The following is a 20,905-nucleotide window of genomic DNA, read 5'->3' on the forward strand; positions in this document are numbered from 1 at the left end:
CGTTTTTTTATTTAAAATAGTATATTTGGGATCGAAATGAATATTACTTCTCAAATAAAACAGCCCATTTTTAACGAGATGGAACTTTTTGAAAAAAAGTTCCATGAATCGATGACTTCAAAAGTGGCTTTACTGAACCGTATTACGTATTATATCGTAAACCGAAAAGGAAAACAAATGCGTCCGATGTTTGTTTTTTTAACCGCAAAGATGGTTTCAGAAGGCAATGTAAACGAAAGAACCTATCGTGGTGCTTCGGTAATCGAACTTATTCATACTGCAACTTTGGTACACGATGATGTGGTAGATGATAGTAATCGCCGTCGCGGATTTTTCTCTATTAATGCCCTTTGGAAAAATAAAATTGCCGTTTTGGTTGGAGATTATTTATTGTCTAAAGGATTATTGCTATCTATAGATAATGGTGATTTTGATTTATTAAGAATCATTTCTGTCGCTGTTCGCGAAATGAGCGAAGGAGAATTATTGCAGATCGAAAAAGCCAGAAGACTTGATATTACAGAAGATGTTTACTACGAAATCATCAGAAAAAAAACCGCAACACTTATTGCCGCTTGTTGTGCTCTTGGTGCAAAATCAGTAATTGAAGATGATAATAAAGTAGAGAGCATGCGTAAGTTTGGCGAACTTATCGGGATGGCTTTTCAAATCAAAGACGATTTATTCGATTATAGCGAAGAAGCCATTGGTAAACCAACCGGAATCGATATTAAAGAACAAAAAATGACCTTGCCTTTAATTCATGTTTTAAATACCTGTACTCCACAGGAAAAAAAATGGCTGATCAACTCCATCAAAAACCATAATAAAGACAAAAAGCGCGTAAAAGAAGTGATTGCTTTTGTAAAAGATAATAATGGTTTGGCTTACGCCGAAAATAAAATGGTGCAATTCCAACAGGAAGCACTTGCATTATTAGAAAATTTCCCGGATTCTGAGTTCAAAGATGCCCTTACTTTAATGGTAAACTATGTAATCGAGAGAAAAAAATAATTTCATCCTCTATTCTTAATATTTTTATTGTTAAATTGGACATTAATTTAATAATGAAATATGATTATTTTACTCGTAATACTTTCGATAGTTGTTATTTTAGGTGGTTACCTGATAATACTTTACAATAGCTTTGTTTCTAAACGCAATATGCTTCAGGAAGCATTAAGCGGGATCGATGTTATTCTAAAAAAACGATTTGATTTAATTCCGAATCTGGTTGAAACCGTTAAAGGATATTTAACCCACGAAAAAGAAACACTTGCCAATATTGTAAGTTTGCGTAATCAAGCCTTAAATGCTGGTAGTGCAGATGAAAAATTGCAATTCGACAAGAAGCTAGGTAATGCTGTGGGAACTATTTTTGCCCTTGCAGAAAATTATCCCGATTTAAAAGCCAATACCAATTTTTTGAGTTTACAGGAAGAATTGAGCGAAATCGAAACCGAAGTAGAACGATCAAAACGATATTATAATGCAACTGTTAGAGATTACAATATTGCTGTAGAATCTTTTCCGGGCAATATTGTGGCGAATTCTTTTGGTTTTCCAAAGAAAAACTTCCTTGAAATAGAAGACGAAAAACAAAGAGAAACACCTAAAGTTCAGTTTTAATTGTATTATACTATGCTCCTAAGAAAAATATACTTTGTTCTGTTTTCTATTGTTTTCTTTCAGGCTCAGGCACAGGAAAGAATTTTAAATTTTGATGTTAAAATTAAGATAGAAAAGTCCGGTAATATCAATGTAGTCGAAAACATTACCATAAATGCCGAAGGTAATGATTTTAGACACGGACTTTTAAGGGTTTTGCCATTAAGCAGACGAGATAAAGATGGCCATCAAATTGATGTTAAATACACAATAAACTCCATAAAAAAAGATGGTGCCACAGAAAATTACTTCACAAAAGAAGAATCCGGTGACTGGAAAATCTATATAGGCAATAAAGACATCGATCTGGAAAGAGGAATTTACGACTATCAAATTAGTTATACCGTTCCTTTTCAGGTAGGCTATTTTGATAAATACGATGAGTTGTATTGGAATGTAACCGGAAATGGCTGGAATTTGCTAATAGATAAAGCAACATGCGAAATTTCTCTTCCGTCAGAAAATAATGCATTCGAAAATTTACATTGTTATACAGGTACGGCAGGATCTAAAGCGTCAGATTGTATAAGTTCCCTAAATACGAATCGCACTGTTGCCAGTTTTGCTGCAATACAGCTTAATAATTATGAAGGCTTAACGATTGCTGCATCATTTCCTAAGGGAATTGTTGATCCTCCTACTTTTTTGCAGGAAGCAAGTTCATTTTATAAGCAGATAAAAACAAATTTGTGGTCTGTTATTTACGGAATAGGCATGGCGCTTTTCTTCTTTTTTAGTTGGAAGAAATACGGTAAAGACCCCGTTAAAAAAACATTGATGCCTGAATTTATGCCGCCTTTCGATTGGTCTCCTGCGATTATAGGTTATGTGTACGACAGAAAAATTACGCGTAAAGCGTATATGTCATCTGTTATAAATGCTTCTGTAAAAGGCGCCATTAGAATTTTGTCTACGGTAGAAAATGGAGTTTTTAAAAACAAACAAACCTATGAGATCGAAGTTTTAAATAATTTATCACAAAAATTAAGTGCAGAAGAATCAGATATAGTAAGCGGTTTTACAAAAAAAGATAAAATAAAAGTATCCGATTCTAACTATAAGATTTTTGAAAAAGCATATTCTAAATGGCTTAAAGCGGTAACAAAACAAATAAAACTGGAAGAGTTTTACCAAAACAATACTCAAAAAAAATGGCTTGGTTTTGCTATTTTTTTAATTGCAGGACTTGCTTACCAGTTGCTATCTAATAATAAAGGATATATTAATTATGCTTTTTATTTAGGACTAATCGTTGCGGTTTCAGGGCTGGCTTATTGGTTTACAAAAAAAGAGATTGGTGTTGGAATGCTTGTTTTAAGAGGTATTCTCGCTTTCTTTATTTTACCAGCAGCGCTTTTCATATTTTTCGTTTCTATTGCTTTTTTAAGCACGATACAAATCGTTGTTATTGGCGTTGTTTTCTTAATGTATATTTTTTACGCAAGAACTTTAGGAAAGTATACACAAAAAGGTGCTGATGCATTGCATAGATTAGAAGGTTTTAAACACTATATGCAAACGGCAGAGAAAGATAGAATGAATATGTTGAATCCTCCTGAGCTGACTCCGCAATTATTCGAAAAATTATTTCCGTATGCTATTGCATTAGGAGTCGAAATAGAGTGGGGAAAACAATTTGCAGAAATTTTAGAATTAGCCAAATATGATCCTGCGTGGTATCAGGGAGAAGATACGTTTTACATGCAACCTGCAATGTTCCTGTCCAGTTTTGGAAATTCTGTGAGCAGTGCAGCAGTTGATCCTAGTCCTCCTTCATCATCATCAGGTTCTTCATCGAGTTCCAGCGGAAGCAGTGGAAGCTGGAGCAGCGGAAGTTCAGGTGGCGGAAGCTCCGGAGGCGGCGGAGGCGGCGGTGGCGGTGGCGGTTGGTAAAATTTTAGCAACCAGCGGCTATTTAAAATATTGTATTAAGGAAACCTTGTATTATTTATAATAGTACAAGGTTTTTTTATTTTCAATTGGGTTTGATTTAGATTATATTGCCTGAGTGAAGAAAAAAATAGATAATTTGTTAATTAGATAATTGATTTTAATGTTTTGAAAATCAGTTTGTTGTTTTTATTGTTTGGAATTTGGAATTTTTTTATTGATTTTTTTTCCCTTTGATGCAACCATTTTAAAACTTAACTCGTCTATGCTAATAGAAGATCATTACTAAACCAAAAAACCAAAAGCTTATAAATGAAAATTATTCATTTACATCAGGAAGAAACTGAAATTATAAAGTTGGCTGTCGAAAATAATCGACAAGCGCAGCAGCAAATTTATGGTCGGTTTTCTTCAAAAATGTTAAGTGTTTGCCGGCAGTATATAAAAGACATTCAACTGGCAGAAGATGTAATGATCACGGCTTTTATGAAAGTGTTTACCAACTTAAACAAATTTGAAAATAAAGGAAGTTTTGAAGGCTGGATTCGCCGAATCATGGTGAACGAATGTATATCGTATTTAAGAGTTCAGAAAAAAGTAAAATTTGTTGAAGATGAAATTTATGTCGAAGAAAGTTTTAATGCAACCGATAGTCAGTTTTCAATAGACCAGATTCAGTTTTTAATAGATGCTTTACCAGACGGATATAAAATGATTTTTAATTTATACGCCATCGAAGGATACAAACATAATGAAATTGCAAAGATGTTAGGGATTAATGAGGGAACATCAAAATCGCAATTATCGCACGCCAGAAAGATGCTGCAAACACAAATTACTATTTTAAAAAAACAAGATAATGGAACCGAATAATTTTGAAAAGGATTTCCGTGAAAAACTAAACCAACGTAAAATTGAACCAAGCGACAAAGCCTGGGATCGATTAGATGCGATGCTTAGTGTTGCTGAAGAAAAGAAACAACCCACAGTTGGACTTCGTTCACTGCAAACTTCTAAAAAAAGGTGGTGGTACATTGCAGCCAGTATTGTTGGTTTTTTATTAGTGGGAACATTCTTTTTTAATCAGGAAAAAAGTGTCCTTAAAACACCAGAAAACACAGTGGTTGTCAAAGAGAATTTACAGAAGGATTCTGTTGTAAAACCAGCTTTAAACGTAATAAGTCCCGTAAAGACAGAAGTTGCAGTTTCAGAAAAAACAGCAAATCAGAATTTAATAAAAGAACAAAAAAGGCGTAATGTAGAACCAATTAAAACCCTCAAAAACAAATCAAATCAAGTAGCGGAGTCTTCAATCATCATCAAAAACAATCAAGAAAAACAATCTGTAAATAATCAATCTTTAGCTGTTGAAACTTCTAAAAAAGAAACAGTAGATCAATTATTGCAATCGGCCGAAAAAACTATTGTTGCAGAGAATTCGGTAAAACCAAAATCAAAAGTAAAAATCAATGCTAATGATTTGCTCCATCAGGTCGATGGCGAATTAGAGCTTTCGTTTAGAGAAAAAATGATTACAAAAGTCAATAAAAACTACCAAACGGTAAAAGTAGCTTTGGCGAATCGAAATCAACAAGATTAAAAGGATACAGAATATAGAATAAACATTATAGAATACAGAGTATAGATTTTTAGTTCCGGAGGAACGATCTATATTGTAGCGTCGGGTTTTAACCCGATGGAGATGGAATAAAGAATACAGAGTATAGATTTTTAGTTCCGAAGGAACGATCCATATTGTAACGTCGTGTTTTAACCCGATGGAGATAGAATAAAGAATACAGAGTATAGATTTTTAGTTCTGGAGGAACGATCCATAGTATAGCGTCGTCCCGAGGCTTCGGGATTAACCCGATGGAGATAGCATATGTAATTCACAATTAATAATTAAACAATCATCAATCACAATCAATTTTAAAAATCAATCAATCATGAAAAATTTTACACTTTACCTCGTTGTCCTTATTTTTTTATTTGTTAGTAAGGTTCTGGGGCAGGAAACATTTGAGTCGAAAGCAAAAAAAATTGCGAATAAAATCGAGAAGATTACCAAAGAAGAAAAAGCAGCTTTGAAAGAAGAAGTAGAAGTTGTAAACGTGCAATTGTCTGAAGGGAAAATTACCCAGGAACAAGCAGACAAACGCAAAAAAGAATTGGCAGAAGCCAGAGCTACAATTATTGAGGAAAAAGTAACAGAGGCACAAAATGAACTTAATGATTTGGTTCAGCAAAAAGTCGACGGAAAAATAAAAGAAGATTCATTAACTAAAAAATACAGCATTGTATTTCATGTTAGAGATAGAGATAGGGATAAGTCTAAAGATTCAATTCATGGAGAAAAAAGAACCACTTCGCAGTTTGTATTTGCAATGGGTTTAAATAATATGATGGTCGATGGTAAGCTTCAGGATTCTAATTATAGTTTTGGAGGTTCACATTTCTACGAATGGGGTTTTACCTATAACAGCAGATTAATGAAAAACGATAATTTATTACATGCCAAATACGGACTTTCGTTAATGTACAATAATATTCGCCCAACAAATAACAAGAGTTTTGTAGTAAATGGAGATCAGACTGAATTGCAAACCAATGCTATAAATCTTGATGAATCACGTTTTAGAAATGTTTACATCGTGTTGCCGCTGCATTTAGAATTCGATTTCTCAAAGCCTCAGGTAAGTAATGGAAAAACATATTTTAGAACCCACGAAAGTTTCCGTTTTGGGATTGGAGGTTATGCTGGAATAAATGTAAAATCGAAACAAATTCTAAAATTTGATCAGGATGATTTAGATTATAAAACAACAATAAGAGGAGATTATAATGTAAATAATTTTATTTACGGACTGAGTTCTTATATCGGCTATAGAGAATTTAGTTTGTATGCAAAATATGATTTAAATCCCCTATTTCAGGATAATTTAATTAAAGAAAATAATATTTCACTGGGTATAAGAGTTGATTTAAATTAAGAATGCAGTTTAATTAGTTAGTAGAAAAAGCACTTCATAAGAGGTGCTTTTTTATGTTAAATGAACAAATTTCAAGATTCATTTGTGTACTTTTACAGACTTCAAATTTTTAAAAATATTTTACGTTTTGATTTCACAAGCTACTATTGATTCTGTTTTTGAAACTGCTCGTGTAGAGGAGGTTATTGGTGATTATGTTAATTTGAAACGTGCAGGGAGTAACTATAAAGGATTGAGTCCTTTCTCAGATGAGCGCTCTCCGTCGTTCATGGTTTCGCCTGCAAAAGGAATCTGGAAAGATTTTAGTACAGGAAAAGGAGGAAATTCTGTCAAGTTTTTGATGGAACATTCACAATTTACCTATCCGGAAGCCATTCGATATTTGGCCAGAAAATATAATATCGAAATTGAAGAAACAGAACAAACAGATGCAGAAAAAGCGATGACCGATGTTCGCGAAAGTATGTATTTGGTTTCAGAATTTGCAAAAGATTATTTTAATAAAACGCTTTTAAATTCAGAAGAAGGAAAAGCAATTGGACTCTCTTATTTTAAAGAAAGAGGTTTTACCAATGAAACAATCAAAAAGTTTAGTTTAGGATATTCACCCGAAACCTGGGATGCTTTGACCAAGGAAGCATTGGGTAAAGGATATAAATTGGAGTTTCTGGAAAGCACCGGTTTAACCATTGCGAGAGAAGATCGACCTTTTGACCGTTTTAAAGGTCGTGTTATGTTTCCTATAGAAAGTATGTCCGGCCGTGTATTAGGTTTTGGCGGACGTATTTTAACCAATGATAAAAAAGCGGCGAAGTACCTGAACTCGCCTGAAAGTGATATTTACCATAAAAGTAAAGTGCTTTATGGTATTTTCCAGGCCAAACAATCCATCGCCAAACAAAACAATTGTTATCTGGTTGAAGGTTATACAGATGTGATTCAATTTCATCAGGCTGGGATCGAGAATGTTGTGGCTTCATCGGGAACCGCTTTAACGCCGGATCAGATTCGTTTGATCAATAGATTAACAAGAAATATTACAGTGCTGTTTGACGGAGATGCTGCAGGATTACGTGCTTCTGTTCGAGGAATCGATTTGATTCTGGAAGAAGGAATGAATGTAAGGGTTTGTGCTTTTCCTGACGGAGAAGATCCTGATAGTTTTGCACGAAAAACTTCGCATGATGAGCTTGTTGCCTATTTAGAAGAAAACAGTAAAGATTTTATACAATTTAAAGCCTCCCTCTTAATGAAAGAGGCTAAAAACGATCCTATCAAAAAAGCCGATTTGATTCGCGATATGGTCGTGAGTATTTCGAAAATTCCAGATCGTATCCAGCGTGAAATTTATACGCAGGAATGTGCCAGAATCATGGATATTTCTGAGCAGGTATTAGTGAGTACTTTAGCTCAGCTAATTCAAAAAGATCTTACAGAGGCTAGTAAAAAACAAAAGCAGGAACAAAAACCTTTTGAAGTTTTTAGAAACCAAACTCCAAAACAAGGCAGTTTTTCAGGAGGAGATCCTGAGGATCCAAGAAATGGGCCTCCGGAGGATTATTATCCGGGAGAGCCTGGATATCCGGTAGGAGAACCTACGGAAAAAGTAGATATTCTGTATCGTTTAGAACGAAAAGTAATTGAGATTTTATTGCTTTACGGAGATAAGACTGAAGAGTTTGAAGATGTGCTTTTAAAAAATAACGACGAAGGTGAAGTAGTAATGGTCTCCGAAATGAGAGCTTACAAAGTATACCAGCGTATTTATTTGAGTTTGCAGGAAGATGAGGTAGAACTGTCTAATAATTTATTCCGTGATATTTTTACAGACTTAATTGGGTTTTATAACCAACACGAAAAATTTAGTCTCGAACAGTATTTAATGCGTTTACAACCAGATTTTGCTCAGGAAGTTACTGATATTTTGATGGAGGATGAGCGACTAACGCTTCACGACTGGGAAGGGCAGAACATTTTTTCGAAAATGAAACACGAAACGATTGCACAATACGTTACAGAAACTATTATGTCTATGCGTTGGTTTTTGGTGGGTAAAATCATCGAAGAATTAAAAAGCTCTATACAACCTGATAATTCAGATAATACAGAGCTTTTGTCTATGGTTGTCGATTACTCAAAATTAGTTAATGCATTCTCAAAAAAACTAGGAAGAGTAATGTCGAGGTACCATTAAATAATTTCTAAAGTCTTCGCTTTATTAACTAAGTCAACTAAATTAGTAACATTTAATTTAGTCAATAATCTTAATTTGTAAGTACTGATCGTTTTCTCGTTCAGGTTTAAGATTTTAGAGATTTCATTGTTTTTCTTACCATCACTTAAGTAACGTAAAACTTCGATTTCACGATTTGAAAGTTTTCTGTACAAACGTTCGCTCTTGCTTTGTTTAGCAATAAGAGCCATGTTTTTACGTACAGTTTCGTTGATGATAATTTTTCCTTCGTGTACTTTAATGATAGAAAGACCTAATGTTTCAAGTTTTTCTGTTTTGTGTACATACCCGGAAACTCCTGCTTTAATTGCATTTGGAGCATACATTTGCTCGGCGAGGTCACTAAAAATTACAATTTTTGTTTTTGGAAAATTTTTCAAAATCGACTTCACTTCGAAGATACTCGATAGGCCTTCAAGCTCTAAGTCGAGAATTAGGATGTCAATTTCCTTCGTTTGAAGGATATCTCTAACCATTGAAAAATTGCCTACGTTGGCAACAATTGAAATTTGATCGTGGTCTTTAAAATAAGACTTAACGCCAAAGTGAGTCACAGGATGATTGTCTGCAAGACATACTTTAATCATAATTTTTACCTTTTTTAGAATTGTTCATGTTTTTGGAACTGTAAAATTAATAAATAAATTCTGTAATTAATTGCAGACAAATGTTAAAATGTTTTATTTTAACGTTTTTGGTATTATACAAACCGGAATTGCATCCATTTTATGCTTGTTGCTGGTGTTTAAACGTTTATAAATTTCAAAGACAGATTTTTCTCTCTCTATGAAGTCAGCTGGCGTTTTTCCTGACTCCGCGGCTAACATGGCCCATTCAAGTTCGTCGTAACTGGCGCCTAATTGATCTTCGTCAGTACGATTGTCACCAAATAATCCATCTGTAGGTGCAGCGGTTAAAATTGAGTCCGGAATCGCTAAAAACTCTCCAAGAGCATAAACATCCGACTTCATTAAGTCAGCTATCGGACTTAAATCGACTCCGCCGTCGCCGTATTTAGTATAAAATCCTACGCCAAAATCTTCTACTTTATTTCCAGTACCTGCAACCAAAAGCCCATGAATTCCGGCTAAATAATATAAAGAGGTCATTCTCAGACGTGCACGAGTGTTCGCTAATGATAAATTAACTTTTGTTGAATCTTTTGTTGTGGGCACAGCAGTCTTAAAAGCTTCAAAAGTATCTGTTAAGTCAGTTTTTACATCCAAAACGTTAGAAAAACGTTTTTTTAATTGTTCGATATGTTCTCTTCCTCTTAAAACTTGATTTGGCGCTTGATGAATCGGCATTTCAACACATAAAACCTGTAAGCCCGTCTGAGCGCATAAGGTAGAAGTTACCGCAGAGTCAACTCCGCCTGAAATTCCAATTACAAAACCGTTTGCTTTTGCGTTGTTAGCATAATTTTTTAGCCACTCTACAATGTGGATATTTACTTTTTCTGTTTGAATGGTACTTTTTTTAGCCATAATAGTTCAAGTTTTAAAATGCAGGGATGTATATTTGCAGAATTATTTTTTAAGTATGCATTTACTTAAAATCCAGCAACACAAATCTAATTAAAATAAAATGAAAATTTATCGCTTTGTAGTGGTTCTGTGCTTGTTTTTTTTGTCATGTGAACAAAAAACCAAAGTAGAAAAGGCAGTCGAAGAAATCCCGGTTGATATAAAAGTAGAACGTTTTGATAAGGTATTTTTTGAAACTAAACCCGAAGATTTAGAGAAAGTAAAAAAACAATATCCTTTCTTCTTTCCTGCAGGTAATGATGATACTATCTGGCTAAAAAAAATGCAGGATCCTTTATGGAGGGAAGTATACACTGAAGTGCAAAAAAAATACGCCAATTTTGAACCTGTTCGTCAGGAATTTAATAAGTTGTTTCAGCACGTAAAATATTATTTTCCAAAAACTAAAATTCCTAAAGTGATTACTGTAATTGGAGAAATGGATTATAACGCTAAAGCGATTTATGCCGATAGTCTTGTGATTGTTGCTTTAGAACTGTATTTGGGAAAAGAACACAAGTTCTATGAATTTCCAAACTATCTAAAACAGAATTTTGAGGAAAAACAAATTATGCCGGATGTGGTTTCTAGTTTTGCTTTTAGAAACATTCCTGCCTTTCCGGATAAAAATTTAGTTTCGCAAATGATTTTCGAAGGAAAGCAATTGTATGCAAAAGATTTGCTTTTACCTGAATATACAGATGCTGAAAAAATTGGTTATACGCCGGAACAAATAAAATGGAGCCAGGAAAATGAAGCTTATATGTGGCGCTTTTTTATAGAAAGCGAACTGTTATACAGCGAAGATCCTAAATTAAAAACCCGATTTATTGCACCTGCTCCGTTTTCTAAATTTTATTTAGAAATCGATAATGATTCTCCCGGACGAATTGGTGCTTGGCTCGGATGGCAAATGGTACGTTCTTATATGAAGAATAATACTAATGTTACCTTGTCGGAATTATTAAAAACAAACGCAAAAGAAATTTTTGAACAGTCAAAATATAAACCTAAGAAATAATGTCAGATACAATAAACTCAGAAATTAAATTCAATATAGAATTAGATGAAAACCGCGTGCCGGAAAAACTAACCTGGAGCGCTCAGGATGGTGGTGTGCAGGCAGAAGAAGCAAAAGCTATTATGTTGTCTATTTGGGACAGTAAAGCCAAAGAAACGATGCGTATTGATCTTTGGACAAAAGATATGCCGGTAGATGAAATGAAAATTTTCTTTCACCAAACATTAGTAGCGATGTCAGATACTTTTAAGCGTGCTACAGATGACGAAAAAATGTCAGATACGATGAAAGATTTCTGTGATTATTTTGCAGAAAAACTGGAACTTGCGAAATAAAGAAATTCCAATACAGAAAGGAAATTCAAAAATAAAATCCCAAATTCCAACCTTACAATTGGAATTTGGGATTTTTTATTTTTTGGAATTTATTTTACTTAACAGATCTTTTGTCTAAATCTTTAAATATTCGTTTTAAAGCTCCTTCTATTAATTGATTTGCATTTTTGTAAAGCATAATATTGTCTTTAAGTTTACCGGAGCTTTGACTATTATGGTCAGATGGAGTGTTTACTTTTGAAGTAGTGCCAATTACATTTTGAGAGTAAATAATCTGCTGTAAATTTAAATCGTAAATCTCGACAATTACAGAGGCTTCGTTTCTTCCTGCGTCGTTAGCTTGCTGATAAAGTTCGAGAGAAGAAAAGTCGCTTTTGTTTTTTTGGGTAGAAATATTAATAAAGAAATCAAAACCAGTTCCGTCTTTGAGCTCCTTCATTTTTGTTTTACCCGGATTTAAGTTAATCTTTCGGGGAACCAGTAATCCATTAACATCATGAATATATGATAATCGATCTCCTGTATGTTTTTTAAAATATTTTAAGCACTCTTCGGTTAGTTTGTCTTTAGAGCCGTTGGGGCAATCCAATTCGTTTAAGAGCCATTTTCCTGATGTAAAATCAACTCCGGTTCGCTGACCTGTAGCAAATGTATAGGATGCTGTGGTGCAAGATGAAAAAGAAATTGAGATAAAAAAGAAAACGAGGAGTGTGGTATTCTTCATATATTACAAATTGATTCGTGTCAAATGTAATATAAAATGCGTTGTGTTTTAATTTGTTGTAAAATATCTTTGAAGATTTTAACTACAAATAAAAAAAAATCCAAATTCCAGTTTTAAATTGGAATTTGGGATTTTTTTTATTTTTTTTAATTTCCTTCCAGTTTTAGAATTTGGAATTTATTTTTTAAAACTGTGAGTTGTTTTTAAATACTTCCTGATTTACTTCATCAATATAACTTAAAACATCCTCTTTTCCTGTTTGTTCTGTTGCCGAAGTCACAAAATAATGTGGCATTTCTTCCCAGTTATTGGCAAACATTTGTTTTTTGTATGCTGCAATGTGCGAATCGATTTTTACTTTACTAATTTTATCAGCTTTGGTAAAAATAATGCAAAACGGAATCTCACTTTCGCCCATATACGACATAAATTCAATGTCGATTGCTTGTGCTTCATGGCGAATATCAATCAAAACAAAAGCACAAACTAATTGCTCTCTGGTTTCAAAATAATCTGTAATGAATTGTTGGAAAACCGATTTTGTCTTTTTTGATACTTTAGCATAACCATAACCAGGTAAATCGACAAGGAACCAATTATTGTTAATCTTAAAGTGATTAATCAATTGGGTTTTTCCCGGCCTTCCTGAAGTTTTAGCTAAATTTTTATGATTGGTAAGCATATTGATCAACGAAGATTTCCCCACGTTTGATCTTCCGATAAAAGCATATTCCGGCAAAAAATCCTGGGGACATTTTGCAACTTCGGAATTACTGATAATAAATTCGGCGGTATTAATTTTCATGTTTTTTGTGTTTAAGACCTCCTTAAAGTCGAAAGTTAGGTGCTACAAATTCGTTTTAACGAGCCATTCTTCAAGAATTGTATTGAATTCCTGAGGATGTTCCATCATAGCAGCATGTCCACATTTGTCTATCCAATACAAAGTTGAATTAGGCAATAGTTTGTCAAATTCTTCTGCCACATTTGGCGGAGTTACAGCGTCATTTTTACCCCAAATAATACAGGTTTCCACTGTCATTTTTGGTAAATCTTTGGCCATGTTATGACGAATTGCACTTTTGGCAATCGTTAGGGTTTTGATCAGTTTAATACGATCATTAACCGTTGCATAAACTTCATCTATAAGTTCCGGAGTTGCAATTTTAGGATCGTAAAATACATCTTCAGCCTTCTTTTTGATGTATTCATAATCGCCTCTTTTTGGATAACTATCTCCCATTGCGCTTTCGTAAAGACCAGAGCTTCCGGTAATTACAAGTCCTGCAACTTTTTCAGGATATAGTTTTGTGTGATAAAGTGCGATGTGACCTCCTAGTGAATTGCCTAGTAAAATTACCTTATCATAACCTTTAAAAGTGATAAAGTCTTTAACGTATTTAGCAAAGCTTTTTACGTTCGTTTTTAAAATACTCTGAGTATATATTGGCAAATCCGGGATAACAACTTTGTATCCTTTCGTTGGGAAATATTCTGCTACAGCATCAAAGTTACTAAGGCCTCCCATTAAGCCATGTAAAATAACGATAGGAGTTCCTTCTCCAGCTTCATAATAGCTGTATTTGCCTTCTTTTTTGTAGTGTTTGTCCATTTAATTTAATGCCAATTTCAATTGGGACAAATATAGGGTTTAATAAATAAAAATGAATTTTTGCCACCCTTTTTTAACTAGATAATTTTAGTAGAACTTGTAAGTCGTTAAAAATCAGCTTTTATAGGTGTTTTTGATGTATTTCTTAAATGTTAAGAAAACTGCATAATAACTAATTTTTTAAGAAATATTATGCATTATTTTTTTGATGTCGAAGTGTTATTGACTTTTCGTTAATTATAAGTTAAAGTATTGATTGTCTATAAATTAAGGATAGTGGGAAGAAAGTGGTTAAACTTATTAACAAAGTGGTATATTGTGGTAAAATGTGGTAATATTTTTTATATTTTTGCTGTATAACATATTAATGTAATATTCTTGAATACAATTGTTGGAACATATGAGTGTAAAGTCGATGCTAAGGGGAGGCTAATGATGCCTGCGCCCTTAAAAAAGCAATTGGCTTCATCTCTTCAGGACGGATTCGTTTTGAAGCGCTCTGTTTTTCAGCCGTGTTTAGAATTGTATCCAATGGATGAATGGAACTTGATGATGCAAAAAATCAACAAGCTGAATCGTTTCGTAAAAAAGAACAATGATTTCATTCGAAGATTTACTGCCGGTGTTAAGATGGTAGAGATTGATTCATTGGGAAGGTTATTGGTTCCAAAGGATTTGGTAGCTTTTTCAAGTATTTCTAAAGATGTGGTTTTTTCATCTGCGGTTAATATTGTGGAGATTTGGGATAAAGATTTATATGAAAAATCAATAAGCGGCGAAGATATGGATTTTGCCGATCTAGCCGAAGAAGTAATGGGAAATATTAATGACGACGACAATGGAATATCATAATCCGGTTTTGCTTCACCCTACAGTTGATGGTTTAAATATTAAACCAGATGGCATATATGTAGATGTTACGTTTGGTGGCGGTGGTCATTCAAAAGAAATTTTGAGACGATTAGGGCCAAACGGAAAATTATTTGCTTTTGATCAGGATGAAGATGCTCTTGCAAATGCGTTGCCGGATGAACGGTTTACCTTAATAAATGAGAACTTTAGATTTATAAAAAGATTTCTACGTTTTCACGGTGTTAAAAGTGTAGATGGGATTTTGGCTGATTTAGGTGTTTCATCGCATCAGTTTGATGTTCCGGAGAGAGGTTTTTCTACAAGATTTGATGCCGAACTCGATATGCGGATGAGTCAAAAAAATGATTTAAGTGCTTATCGTGTGGTTAACGAATATGAAGAACAGGATTTACGTCGTGTTTTTTTTGATTATGGGGAGTTGAAGAACGCACCGCTTTTGGCAAGAACAATTGTAGAAGCAAGAGAGCATTACCCAATTAAAACAACAGACGAACTGAAAGATGTTTTAGCGAAATTTTTACCTGAAAGAGTAAAAAATAAAATACTGGCTCAGATTTATCAGGCCATTCGAATTGAGGTAAATCAGGAAATGGATGTTTTAAAAGAATTTATTGAGCAGTCTCTTGAAATTCTTAATCCGGGCGGAAGATTTTCAGTAATCTCTTATCATTCTCTCGAAGACAGACTGGTAAAAAGATTTATAAAAAACGGAATGTTTGAAGGAGAACCGGAACGCGATTTTTTTGGAAACTTTTCTGTTCCGTATAAAACAATAGGAAAATTAATTGTTCCTGATGATGCTGAAATCAAAATCAACAATAGAGCAAGAAGTGCAAAATTAAGAATTGCCGAGAAGATATAATATATATAGGTAGAAAATGAAAAGTGGAGTATTTGGCATATTAAAAGCAAGATTTCTGTTAAACGATGACGCGGTGAAGAACTGGAGGTTCATTGTTTTTATCATTCTGCTTGCTATACTAATGATTGCCAATACACAGCGATACGAACAAAAGGTTTTTGAAATTGCAAAAATAAGCAATGAAGTAAAAGAATTACGATCAGAATTTGTAGATCGCCGTTCAGAATTAATGAAGTTGAAGATGGAATCAACGATATCGGATAAAATGCTTGAAAAACAAATTTTCCCATCAACGGTTCCTCCGGTTAAAATAGAAGTAACAAAAGAAGAAGAAAAAAGTTTCTTTAAAAGAATATGGCAGTAGAAGATAAACATATATCCTACAGAATTTACCTCGTAGCAGTTTTCATCTTTGTGATGGCAATTGCTATTGTTGTTAAGTTAACCAATATTCAGTGGGTTGAAGGAGATTACTATAGAAAACTGGCGAAACAGCGTACCGTTAGAAATTTTGTGATTCCGGCGAACAAAGGAAACATTTATTCTGCTGATGGAAGTTTATTGGCAACATCAATCCCTAATTATGAGATTCGATTTGATGCCAAAGCGCCAAAAACAGAAACTTTTGAGAAGTATATAAAAGCATTGTCAGATTCATTGGCAACGGTTTTAGATAAACCGGGAAGCTATTTCGAAAAAGAATTAAGAAAAGCTAGAGATAATAAAAACCGTTATTATTTGATTGCCAGAAAATTGAGTTATACCGAATATGTAAAAATAAAAGGATTTCCATTATTCAATTTAGGCGCTTTCAAAGGCGGTATTATAATCGAACAGGAAACTGTTAGAAAACATCCGATAGGGAAAATTGCAGAAAGAACAATTGGTTATGACAAAATCGATCCTGCAACAGGAGTCGAAGTGGGTAAAGGAATCGAATGGGCTTTTAAAGATTACCTGAACGGAAAAGACGGCAAGATTTTAAAACAAAAAATTGCAAAAGGCCAATGGAAACCTATTCGTGATTTAAACGAGGTAGATCCAATTGATGGTTATGATGTAATCTCGACAATTGATGTTTTTATTCAGGATATTGCACACCACGCTTTATTGAAACAGCTTGAAGAATACGAAGCTGATCACGGTTGTGTAGTAGTAATGGAAACAGAAACGGGGCATGTAAAAGCAATTTCGAATTTAGGAAGAGCAGAAGACGGATCGTATTTTGAAACTACAAATTATGCTGTAGCAGAATCTCATGAGCCGGGATCTACTTTTAAATTAGTCGATTTAATGGCAATTTTAGATGATAAAGTAGCAGATACAAGTACTGTTTTTGACAGTCACAACGGACAAGTAAAATATTATGGTCGTTCGGTTACTGATTCGCACAGAGGTGGTTACGGAAAAGTTACATTAGCACGTGGTTTTGAGCTTTCATCTAATACAGTAATGGTTCAGGCAGTTTATGATAATTACAAAAGCAATCCATCCAAATTTGTGAATCATATTAAGAGTTATGGATTAGATAAACCATTAGGATTGCATTTTAAAGGAGAAGGAAGACCTTATATACCACAACCTGGAGACAAACACTGGTCAGGTGTTTCACTTCCGTGGATGGCATTTGGATACGGAGTTTCGGTTACGCCAATGCAGACTTTGGCTTTTTATAATTCAGTAGCCAATAATGGTGTAATGGTGAAACCACAATTTGTATCAGAAATTAAAGAGTGGAATAAAACCATTAAAAAGTTTGATGTTGAAGTAATAAACCCAAGAGTTTGTTCGCCGGAAACCATTAAAAAACTGAAAGCAGTATTAGCGAATGTGGTTAAAAAAGGAACAGGATCAAAACTGTATTCGAAAGATTTTTCGATGGCGGGTAAAACAGGAACAGCTCAGGTAAATTACGGAGGAAAAGAAGGGAAGTCGGCATTGTATTACGCATCTTCTTTTGTGGGTTATTTTCCGGCAGATCATCCTAAATATTCTTGTATTGTAGTGGTTCATAAGCCTAATACATCAAAAAATAATTATTACGGAGCAGACGTTGCAGGACCGGTTTTTAAAAGAATCGCCCAAAAAATATTTACAGATGCACCTTCGACAAATAAAATTAAAAAACTGGATTCTAAAATTTCAAAACAAGAGATTAGTTACGAAAAGTACGATATAGAATCCAGAAAAAAGTCAAGTCAAATCCCTGATTTAAAAGGAATGCCAGGAATGGATGCCATTGCTTTACTGGAGAATTTAGGTTTAAAAGTAAAAGTGAACGGAGTAGGGAAAGTAAAAAAACAGTCTTTGCAGGCTGGACAAAATATTAGTAAAAACACAACAATAGTATTAGAATTATCGTGAAAATACTGAAAGACATATTATATAAAGTAGCTATTGAGTCTGTAACAGGTTCGACAGAAATCGACATACATAAAATTGATTTTGATTCAAGAAAAATTGAAGAAAAAGATGTTTTTGTAGCGATTCGCGGATCCCTTTCTGATGGTCATGATTATATAGAAAAAGCGATTCAATTAGGTGCTGTTGCAGTGATTTGCGATACGTTGCCTGAAAATATTGAAAAAGGAATTACTTATATTAAAGTAAAAGATACGAATACCGCTTTGGCTTTTATGGCGGCTAATTATTTTGGAAATCCTTCAGAAAAATTAAAATTAGTTGGCGTAACAGGTACAAACGGAAAAACAACAATTGCTTCATTATTGTTTCAGTTGTTTCAAAAAGCAGGATTTAAAGTTGGTTTATTATCAACTGTAAAAATCATGGTGGATGAGACTGAATATAAAGCAACGCATACTACACCGGATTCAATAACAATCAATCATTATTTAAATGAAATGATCGAAACCGGAGTAACGCATTGTTTTATGGAGGTAAGTTCACACGGAATTCACCAAAAACGTACAGAAGCGTTGCATTTTGTGGGTGGAGTTTTTACAAATCTTTCTCACGATCATTTAGATTATCATCCAACGTTCGCTGAATACAGAGATGTAAAAAAGTCATTTTTTGATTCGTTGCCAAAAACAGCTTTTGCATTATCAAACATCGATGATAAAAATGGAACTGTGATGTTGCAAAATACGGTTGCCAGAAAATTTACATACGCCTTAAAATCGTATGCTGATTTTAAAGCTACAATATTAGAAAGCCAACTGTCAGGTTTATTACTAAAAGTAAATGATAATGAAGTTTGGGTAAAATTGATCGGAACTTTTAATGCTTACAACGTTTTGGCAATTTACGGAACCGCTGTAGAATTAGGAATGGATAGTCTTGAAGCACTAAGATTATTGTCTGATTTAGAGAGCGTTTCAGGGCGCTTTCAATATATTGTTTCAGAGGGGAATATTACAGCTATTGTAGATTATGCACATACTCCGGATGCTTTGGATAATGTTTTAAAAACGATAGGAGATATTCGTACTAAAAACGAGCAATTGATAACAGTTGTGGGCTGTGGCGGAAACAGGGATAAAACAAAAAGACCAATTATGGCTAAAATTGCTACGGATCTTAGTGATAAAGCAATTTTAACTTCGGATAATCCAAGAAACGAAGATCCTGAAGTGATTCTGGATGAAATGGAAAAAGGTGTTGAAGCCCATAATTACAAAAAAGTACTGAGAATTACCGACAGAAAACAGGCCATAAAAACAGCTTGTCAATTGGCTCAGCCAAATGATATTATTTTAATTGCCGGTAAAGGTCATGAAACGTATCAGGAAATAAATGGTGTTCGTTATCATTTTGATGATATGGAAACTGTAAAAGAAATTTTAAATCAACTAAATAAATAATTAATCAATTTAAATTCTAAAATACCACAGAACAAAATTGGAATTTGGAATTTCAACATTGGAATTTAAAATAAAGAAATATGCTATACTATTTATTTGAATACTTGAGGAAAACATTAGATATGCCAGGGGCTGGTGTTTTTCAGTACATCACTTTTAGATCAGCTTTAGCATTTATGCTTTCGTTACTTCTGTCAACAATTTACGGAAAAAGAATTATTAATTTTTTACGTAGACAACAAGTTGGTGAAACAGTTCGTGAGCTTGGTCTTGCAGGTCAGAATGAAAAAGCCGGGACGCCAACAATGGGTGGACTGATTATCATTTTTGCAACTCTTGTACCCGTGTTGTTATTTGCTCGTTTACAAAACATCTATATAGTATTGCTTATCGTAACCACATTATGGATGGGAACCATTGGTTTTGTTGATGATTATATCAAGATATTCAAAAAAGATAAACAAGGTCTTAAAGGAATTTTTAAAGTTATTGGTCAGGTAGGTTTAGGTCTTATTGTAGGAACGGTACTTTATTTTAATCCTGCTGTTACTGTGAGAACAGATACAGGCTATAGCGGAGGAGTAAAAGCATCTTCGTCGATAGTTATGCCTGCACAAATTGAGGAAAAGTCTACAGCAACGACAATTCCTTTTGTAAAAAATAATGAATTTGATTACGCAGAATTATTGGCATGGACTGGTGAAGGATATGAAAAATGGGCTTGGTTAATTTTTATTCCGGTGGTTATTTTTATTATCACAGCGGTTTCAAACGGAGCTAATTTAACAGACGGAATCGATGGTCTCGCTGCAGGAACTTCGGCAATATCGGTCTTGGCGCTTGGGATATTTACTTTTGTTTCCGGTAATATTATTTTTTCTAATTATCTGAATATAATGTACATCCCTAATTCGGGAGAGATGACTGTATTTATATCCGCATTTGTTGGGGCGTTAATTGGTTTTCTTTGGTACAATTCCTTTCCCGCATCCGTGTTTATGGGAGATACAGGAAGTTTAACGATTGGAGGAATCATTGCCGTTTTAGCCATTGCAGTTCGTAAAGAAATATTGATTGTATTATTCTGTGGAATTTTCCTTGCAGAAAGTGCTTCGGTGATTATTCAGGTAGCTTATTTTAAATATACAAAAAGACGTTTTGGCGAAGGCCGAAGAATTTTTCTGATGTCGCCATTGCATCATCATTATCAAAAGAAAGGATACCACGAAAGTAAAATCGTAACCCGTTTTTGGATTGTTGCAATAATGTTAGCCATATTATCAATTGTTACTTTAAAATTAAGATAGAGTTTTAATTAAAAATTGAGAATTAAAAATTAAAAAT

20 protein-coding genes are annotated in these 20,905 nt (G+C 33.9%); 15 read left to right on the forward strand and 5 right to left on the reverse strand.

Annotated elements, in window-relative coordinates:
• Positions 1–36 precede the first annotated feature (36 nt).
• The 7 genes from B0M43_RS09110 to dnaG all read left to right on the forward strand — a co-directional run bounded on the left by B0M43_RS09110 (position 37) and on the right by dnaG (position 8,745).
• Positions 37–1,014: a polyprenyl synthetase family protein gene (locus B0M43_RS09110; protein ID WP_078008608.1), complete on the forward strand. Its 978-nt coding sequence runs from the start codon at positions 37–39 to the stop codon at positions 1,012–1,014.
• A gap of 60 nt (positions 1,015–1,074) precedes the next feature.
• The gene (locus B0M43_RS09115; protein WP_078008607.1) at positions 1,075–1,629 is read left to right on the forward strand and encodes a LemA family protein; all 555 of its coding nucleotides are present in this window, start codon (positions 1,075–1,077) and stop codon (positions 1,627–1,629) included.
• A 12-nt stretch (positions 1,630–1,641) separates the two neighbouring features.
• Positions 1,642–3,561, forward strand: a complete 1,920-nt coding sequence (locus B0M43_RS09120; protein ID WP_078008606.1) for a DUF2207 domain-containing protein — start codon at positions 1,642–1,644, stop codon at positions 3,559–3,561.
• 309 nt (positions 3,562–3,870) lie between these two features.
• Positions 3,871–4,431, forward strand: a complete 561-nt coding sequence (locus B0M43_RS09125) for an RNA polymerase sigma factor (protein ID WP_078008605.1) — start codon at positions 3,871–3,873, stop codon at positions 4,429–4,431.
• On the forward strand, positions 4,418–5,158 hold the full coding sequence (locus B0M43_RS09130; RefSeq protein WP_078008604.1) for a hypothetical protein: 741 nt from the start codon (positions 4,418–4,420) through the stop codon (positions 5,156–5,158). Before B0M43_RS09125 ends, B0M43_RS09130 begins: the two co-directional genes overlap by 14 nt.
• Before the next feature lie 349 nt (positions 5,159–5,507).
• The gene (locus B0M43_RS09135) at positions 5,508–6,551 is read left to right on the forward strand and encodes a hypothetical protein (protein WP_078008603.1); all 1,044 of its coding nucleotides are present in this window, start codon (positions 5,508–5,510) and stop codon (positions 6,549–6,551) included.
• Positions 6,552–6,678: 127 nt separating this feature from the next.
• On the forward strand, positions 6,679–8,745 hold the full coding sequence (gene dnaG, locus B0M43_RS09140) for a DNA primase (protein ID WP_078008697.1): 2,067 nt from the start codon (positions 6,679–6,681) through the stop codon (positions 8,743–8,745).
• On the opposite strand, the gene B0M43_RS09145 is transcribed toward dnaG, so the two are convergent.
• Positions 8,742–9,371, reverse strand: a complete 630-nt coding sequence (locus B0M43_RS09145; RefSeq protein ID WP_026730588.1) for a response regulator transcription factor — start codon at positions 9,369–9,371, stop codon at positions 8,742–8,744. The two genes, dnaG and B0M43_RS09145, sit on opposite strands and share 4 nt — an antisense overlap.
• 93 nt (positions 9,372–9,464) lie before the next feature.
• Positions 9,465–10,271, reverse strand: coding sequence for an NAD(+) synthase (nadE, locus tag B0M43_RS09150; protein WP_078008602.1), 807 nt, complete (start codon positions 10,269–10,271; stop codon positions 9,465–9,467).
• Positions 10,272–10,371: 100 nt separating this feature from the next.
• Between nadE and gldB the strand changes: the two genes are divergently transcribed.
• Entirely contained in the window at positions 10,372–11,331 is a 960-nt protein-coding gene (gene gldB / locus B0M43_RS09155; protein ID WP_078008601.1) for a gliding motility lipoprotein GldB, read from the forward strand.
• Entirely contained in the window at positions 11,331–11,666 is a 336-nt protein-coding gene (gene gldC, locus B0M43_RS09160) for a gliding motility protein GldC (protein WP_065452158.1), read from the forward strand. Before gldB ends, gldC begins: the two co-directional genes overlap by 1 nt.
• A 94-nt stretch (positions 11,667–11,760) precedes the next feature.
• On the opposite strand, the gene B0M43_RS09165 is transcribed toward gldC, so the two are convergent.
• From B0M43_RS09165 to B0M43_RS09175, 3 genes are all read right to left on the reverse strand, one after another.
• On the reverse strand, positions 11,761–12,390 hold the full coding sequence (locus B0M43_RS09165) for a hypothetical protein (protein WP_078008600.1): 630 nt from the start codon (positions 12,388–12,390) through the stop codon (positions 11,761–11,763).
• A gap of 184 nt (positions 12,391–12,574) precedes the next feature.
• Positions 12,575–13,195, reverse strand: coding sequence for a ribosome biogenesis GTP-binding protein YihA/YsxC (yihA, locus tag B0M43_RS09170; RefSeq protein WP_065452160.1), 621 nt, complete (start codon positions 13,193–13,195; stop codon positions 12,575–12,577).
• 42 nt (positions 13,196–13,237) lie between these two features.
• Positions 13,238–14,002 carry an alpha/beta fold hydrolase gene (locus B0M43_RS09175; protein WP_065452161.1) on the reverse strand — a complete coding sequence of 255 codons (765 nt, stop codon included), beginning with the start codon at positions 14,000–14,002 and terminating at the stop codon, positions 13,238–13,240.
• Positions 14,003–14,380: 378 nt separating this feature from the next.
• Between B0M43_RS09175 and mraZ the strand changes: the two genes are divergently transcribed.
• The 6 genes from mraZ to mraY all read left to right on the forward strand — a co-directional run bounded on the left by mraZ (position 14,381) and on the right by mraY (position 20,868).
• Positions 14,381–14,854, forward strand: coding sequence for a division/cell wall cluster transcriptional repressor MraZ (gene mraZ / locus B0M43_RS09180; RefSeq protein WP_078008599.1), 474 nt, complete (start codon positions 14,381–14,383; stop codon positions 14,852–14,854).
• Positions 14,829–15,737 (forward strand): 16S rRNA (cytosine(1402)-N(4))-methyltransferase RsmH, encoded by a 909-nt coding sequence (rsmH, locus tag B0M43_RS09185; RefSeq protein ID WP_174548801.1) that lies wholly within the window; start codon positions 14,829–14,831, stop codon positions 15,735–15,737. The genes mraZ and rsmH overlap by 26 nt, the downstream gene beginning before the upstream one ends.
• A gap of 16 nt (positions 15,738–15,753) precedes the next feature.
• Positions 15,754–16,101, forward strand: a complete 348-nt coding sequence (locus B0M43_RS09190; RefSeq protein ID WP_078008598.1) for an FtsL-like putative cell division protein — start codon at positions 15,754–15,756, stop codon at positions 16,099–16,101.
• Complete coding sequence (locus B0M43_RS09195; RefSeq protein ID WP_078008597.1) at positions 16,092–18,101, forward strand: penicillin-binding protein; 2,010 nt, start codon at positions 16,092–16,094, stop codon at positions 18,099–18,101. The genes B0M43_RS09190 and B0M43_RS09195 overlap by 10 nt, the downstream gene beginning before the upstream one ends.
• Entirely contained in the window at positions 18,098–19,561 is a 1,464-nt protein-coding gene (locus B0M43_RS09200; protein WP_078008596.1) for a UDP-N-acetylmuramoyl-L-alanyl-D-glutamate--2,6-diaminopimelate ligase, read from the forward strand. Before B0M43_RS09195 ends, B0M43_RS09200 begins: the two co-directional genes overlap by 4 nt.
• Positions 19,562–19,641: 80 nt before the next feature.
• The gene (gene mraY / locus B0M43_RS09205) at positions 19,642–20,868 is read left to right on the forward strand and encodes a phospho-N-acetylmuramoyl-pentapeptide-transferase (RefSeq protein ID WP_065452166.1); all 1,227 of its coding nucleotides are present in this window, start codon (positions 19,642–19,644) and stop codon (positions 20,866–20,868) included.
• Positions 20,869–20,905 lie beyond the last annotated feature (37 nt).

Source organism: Flavobacterium sp. KBS0721 (assembly GCF_002007065.3).
GTDB lineage: Bacteria > Bacteroidota > Bacteroidia > Flavobacteriales > Flavobacteriaceae > Flavobacterium > Flavobacterium piscis.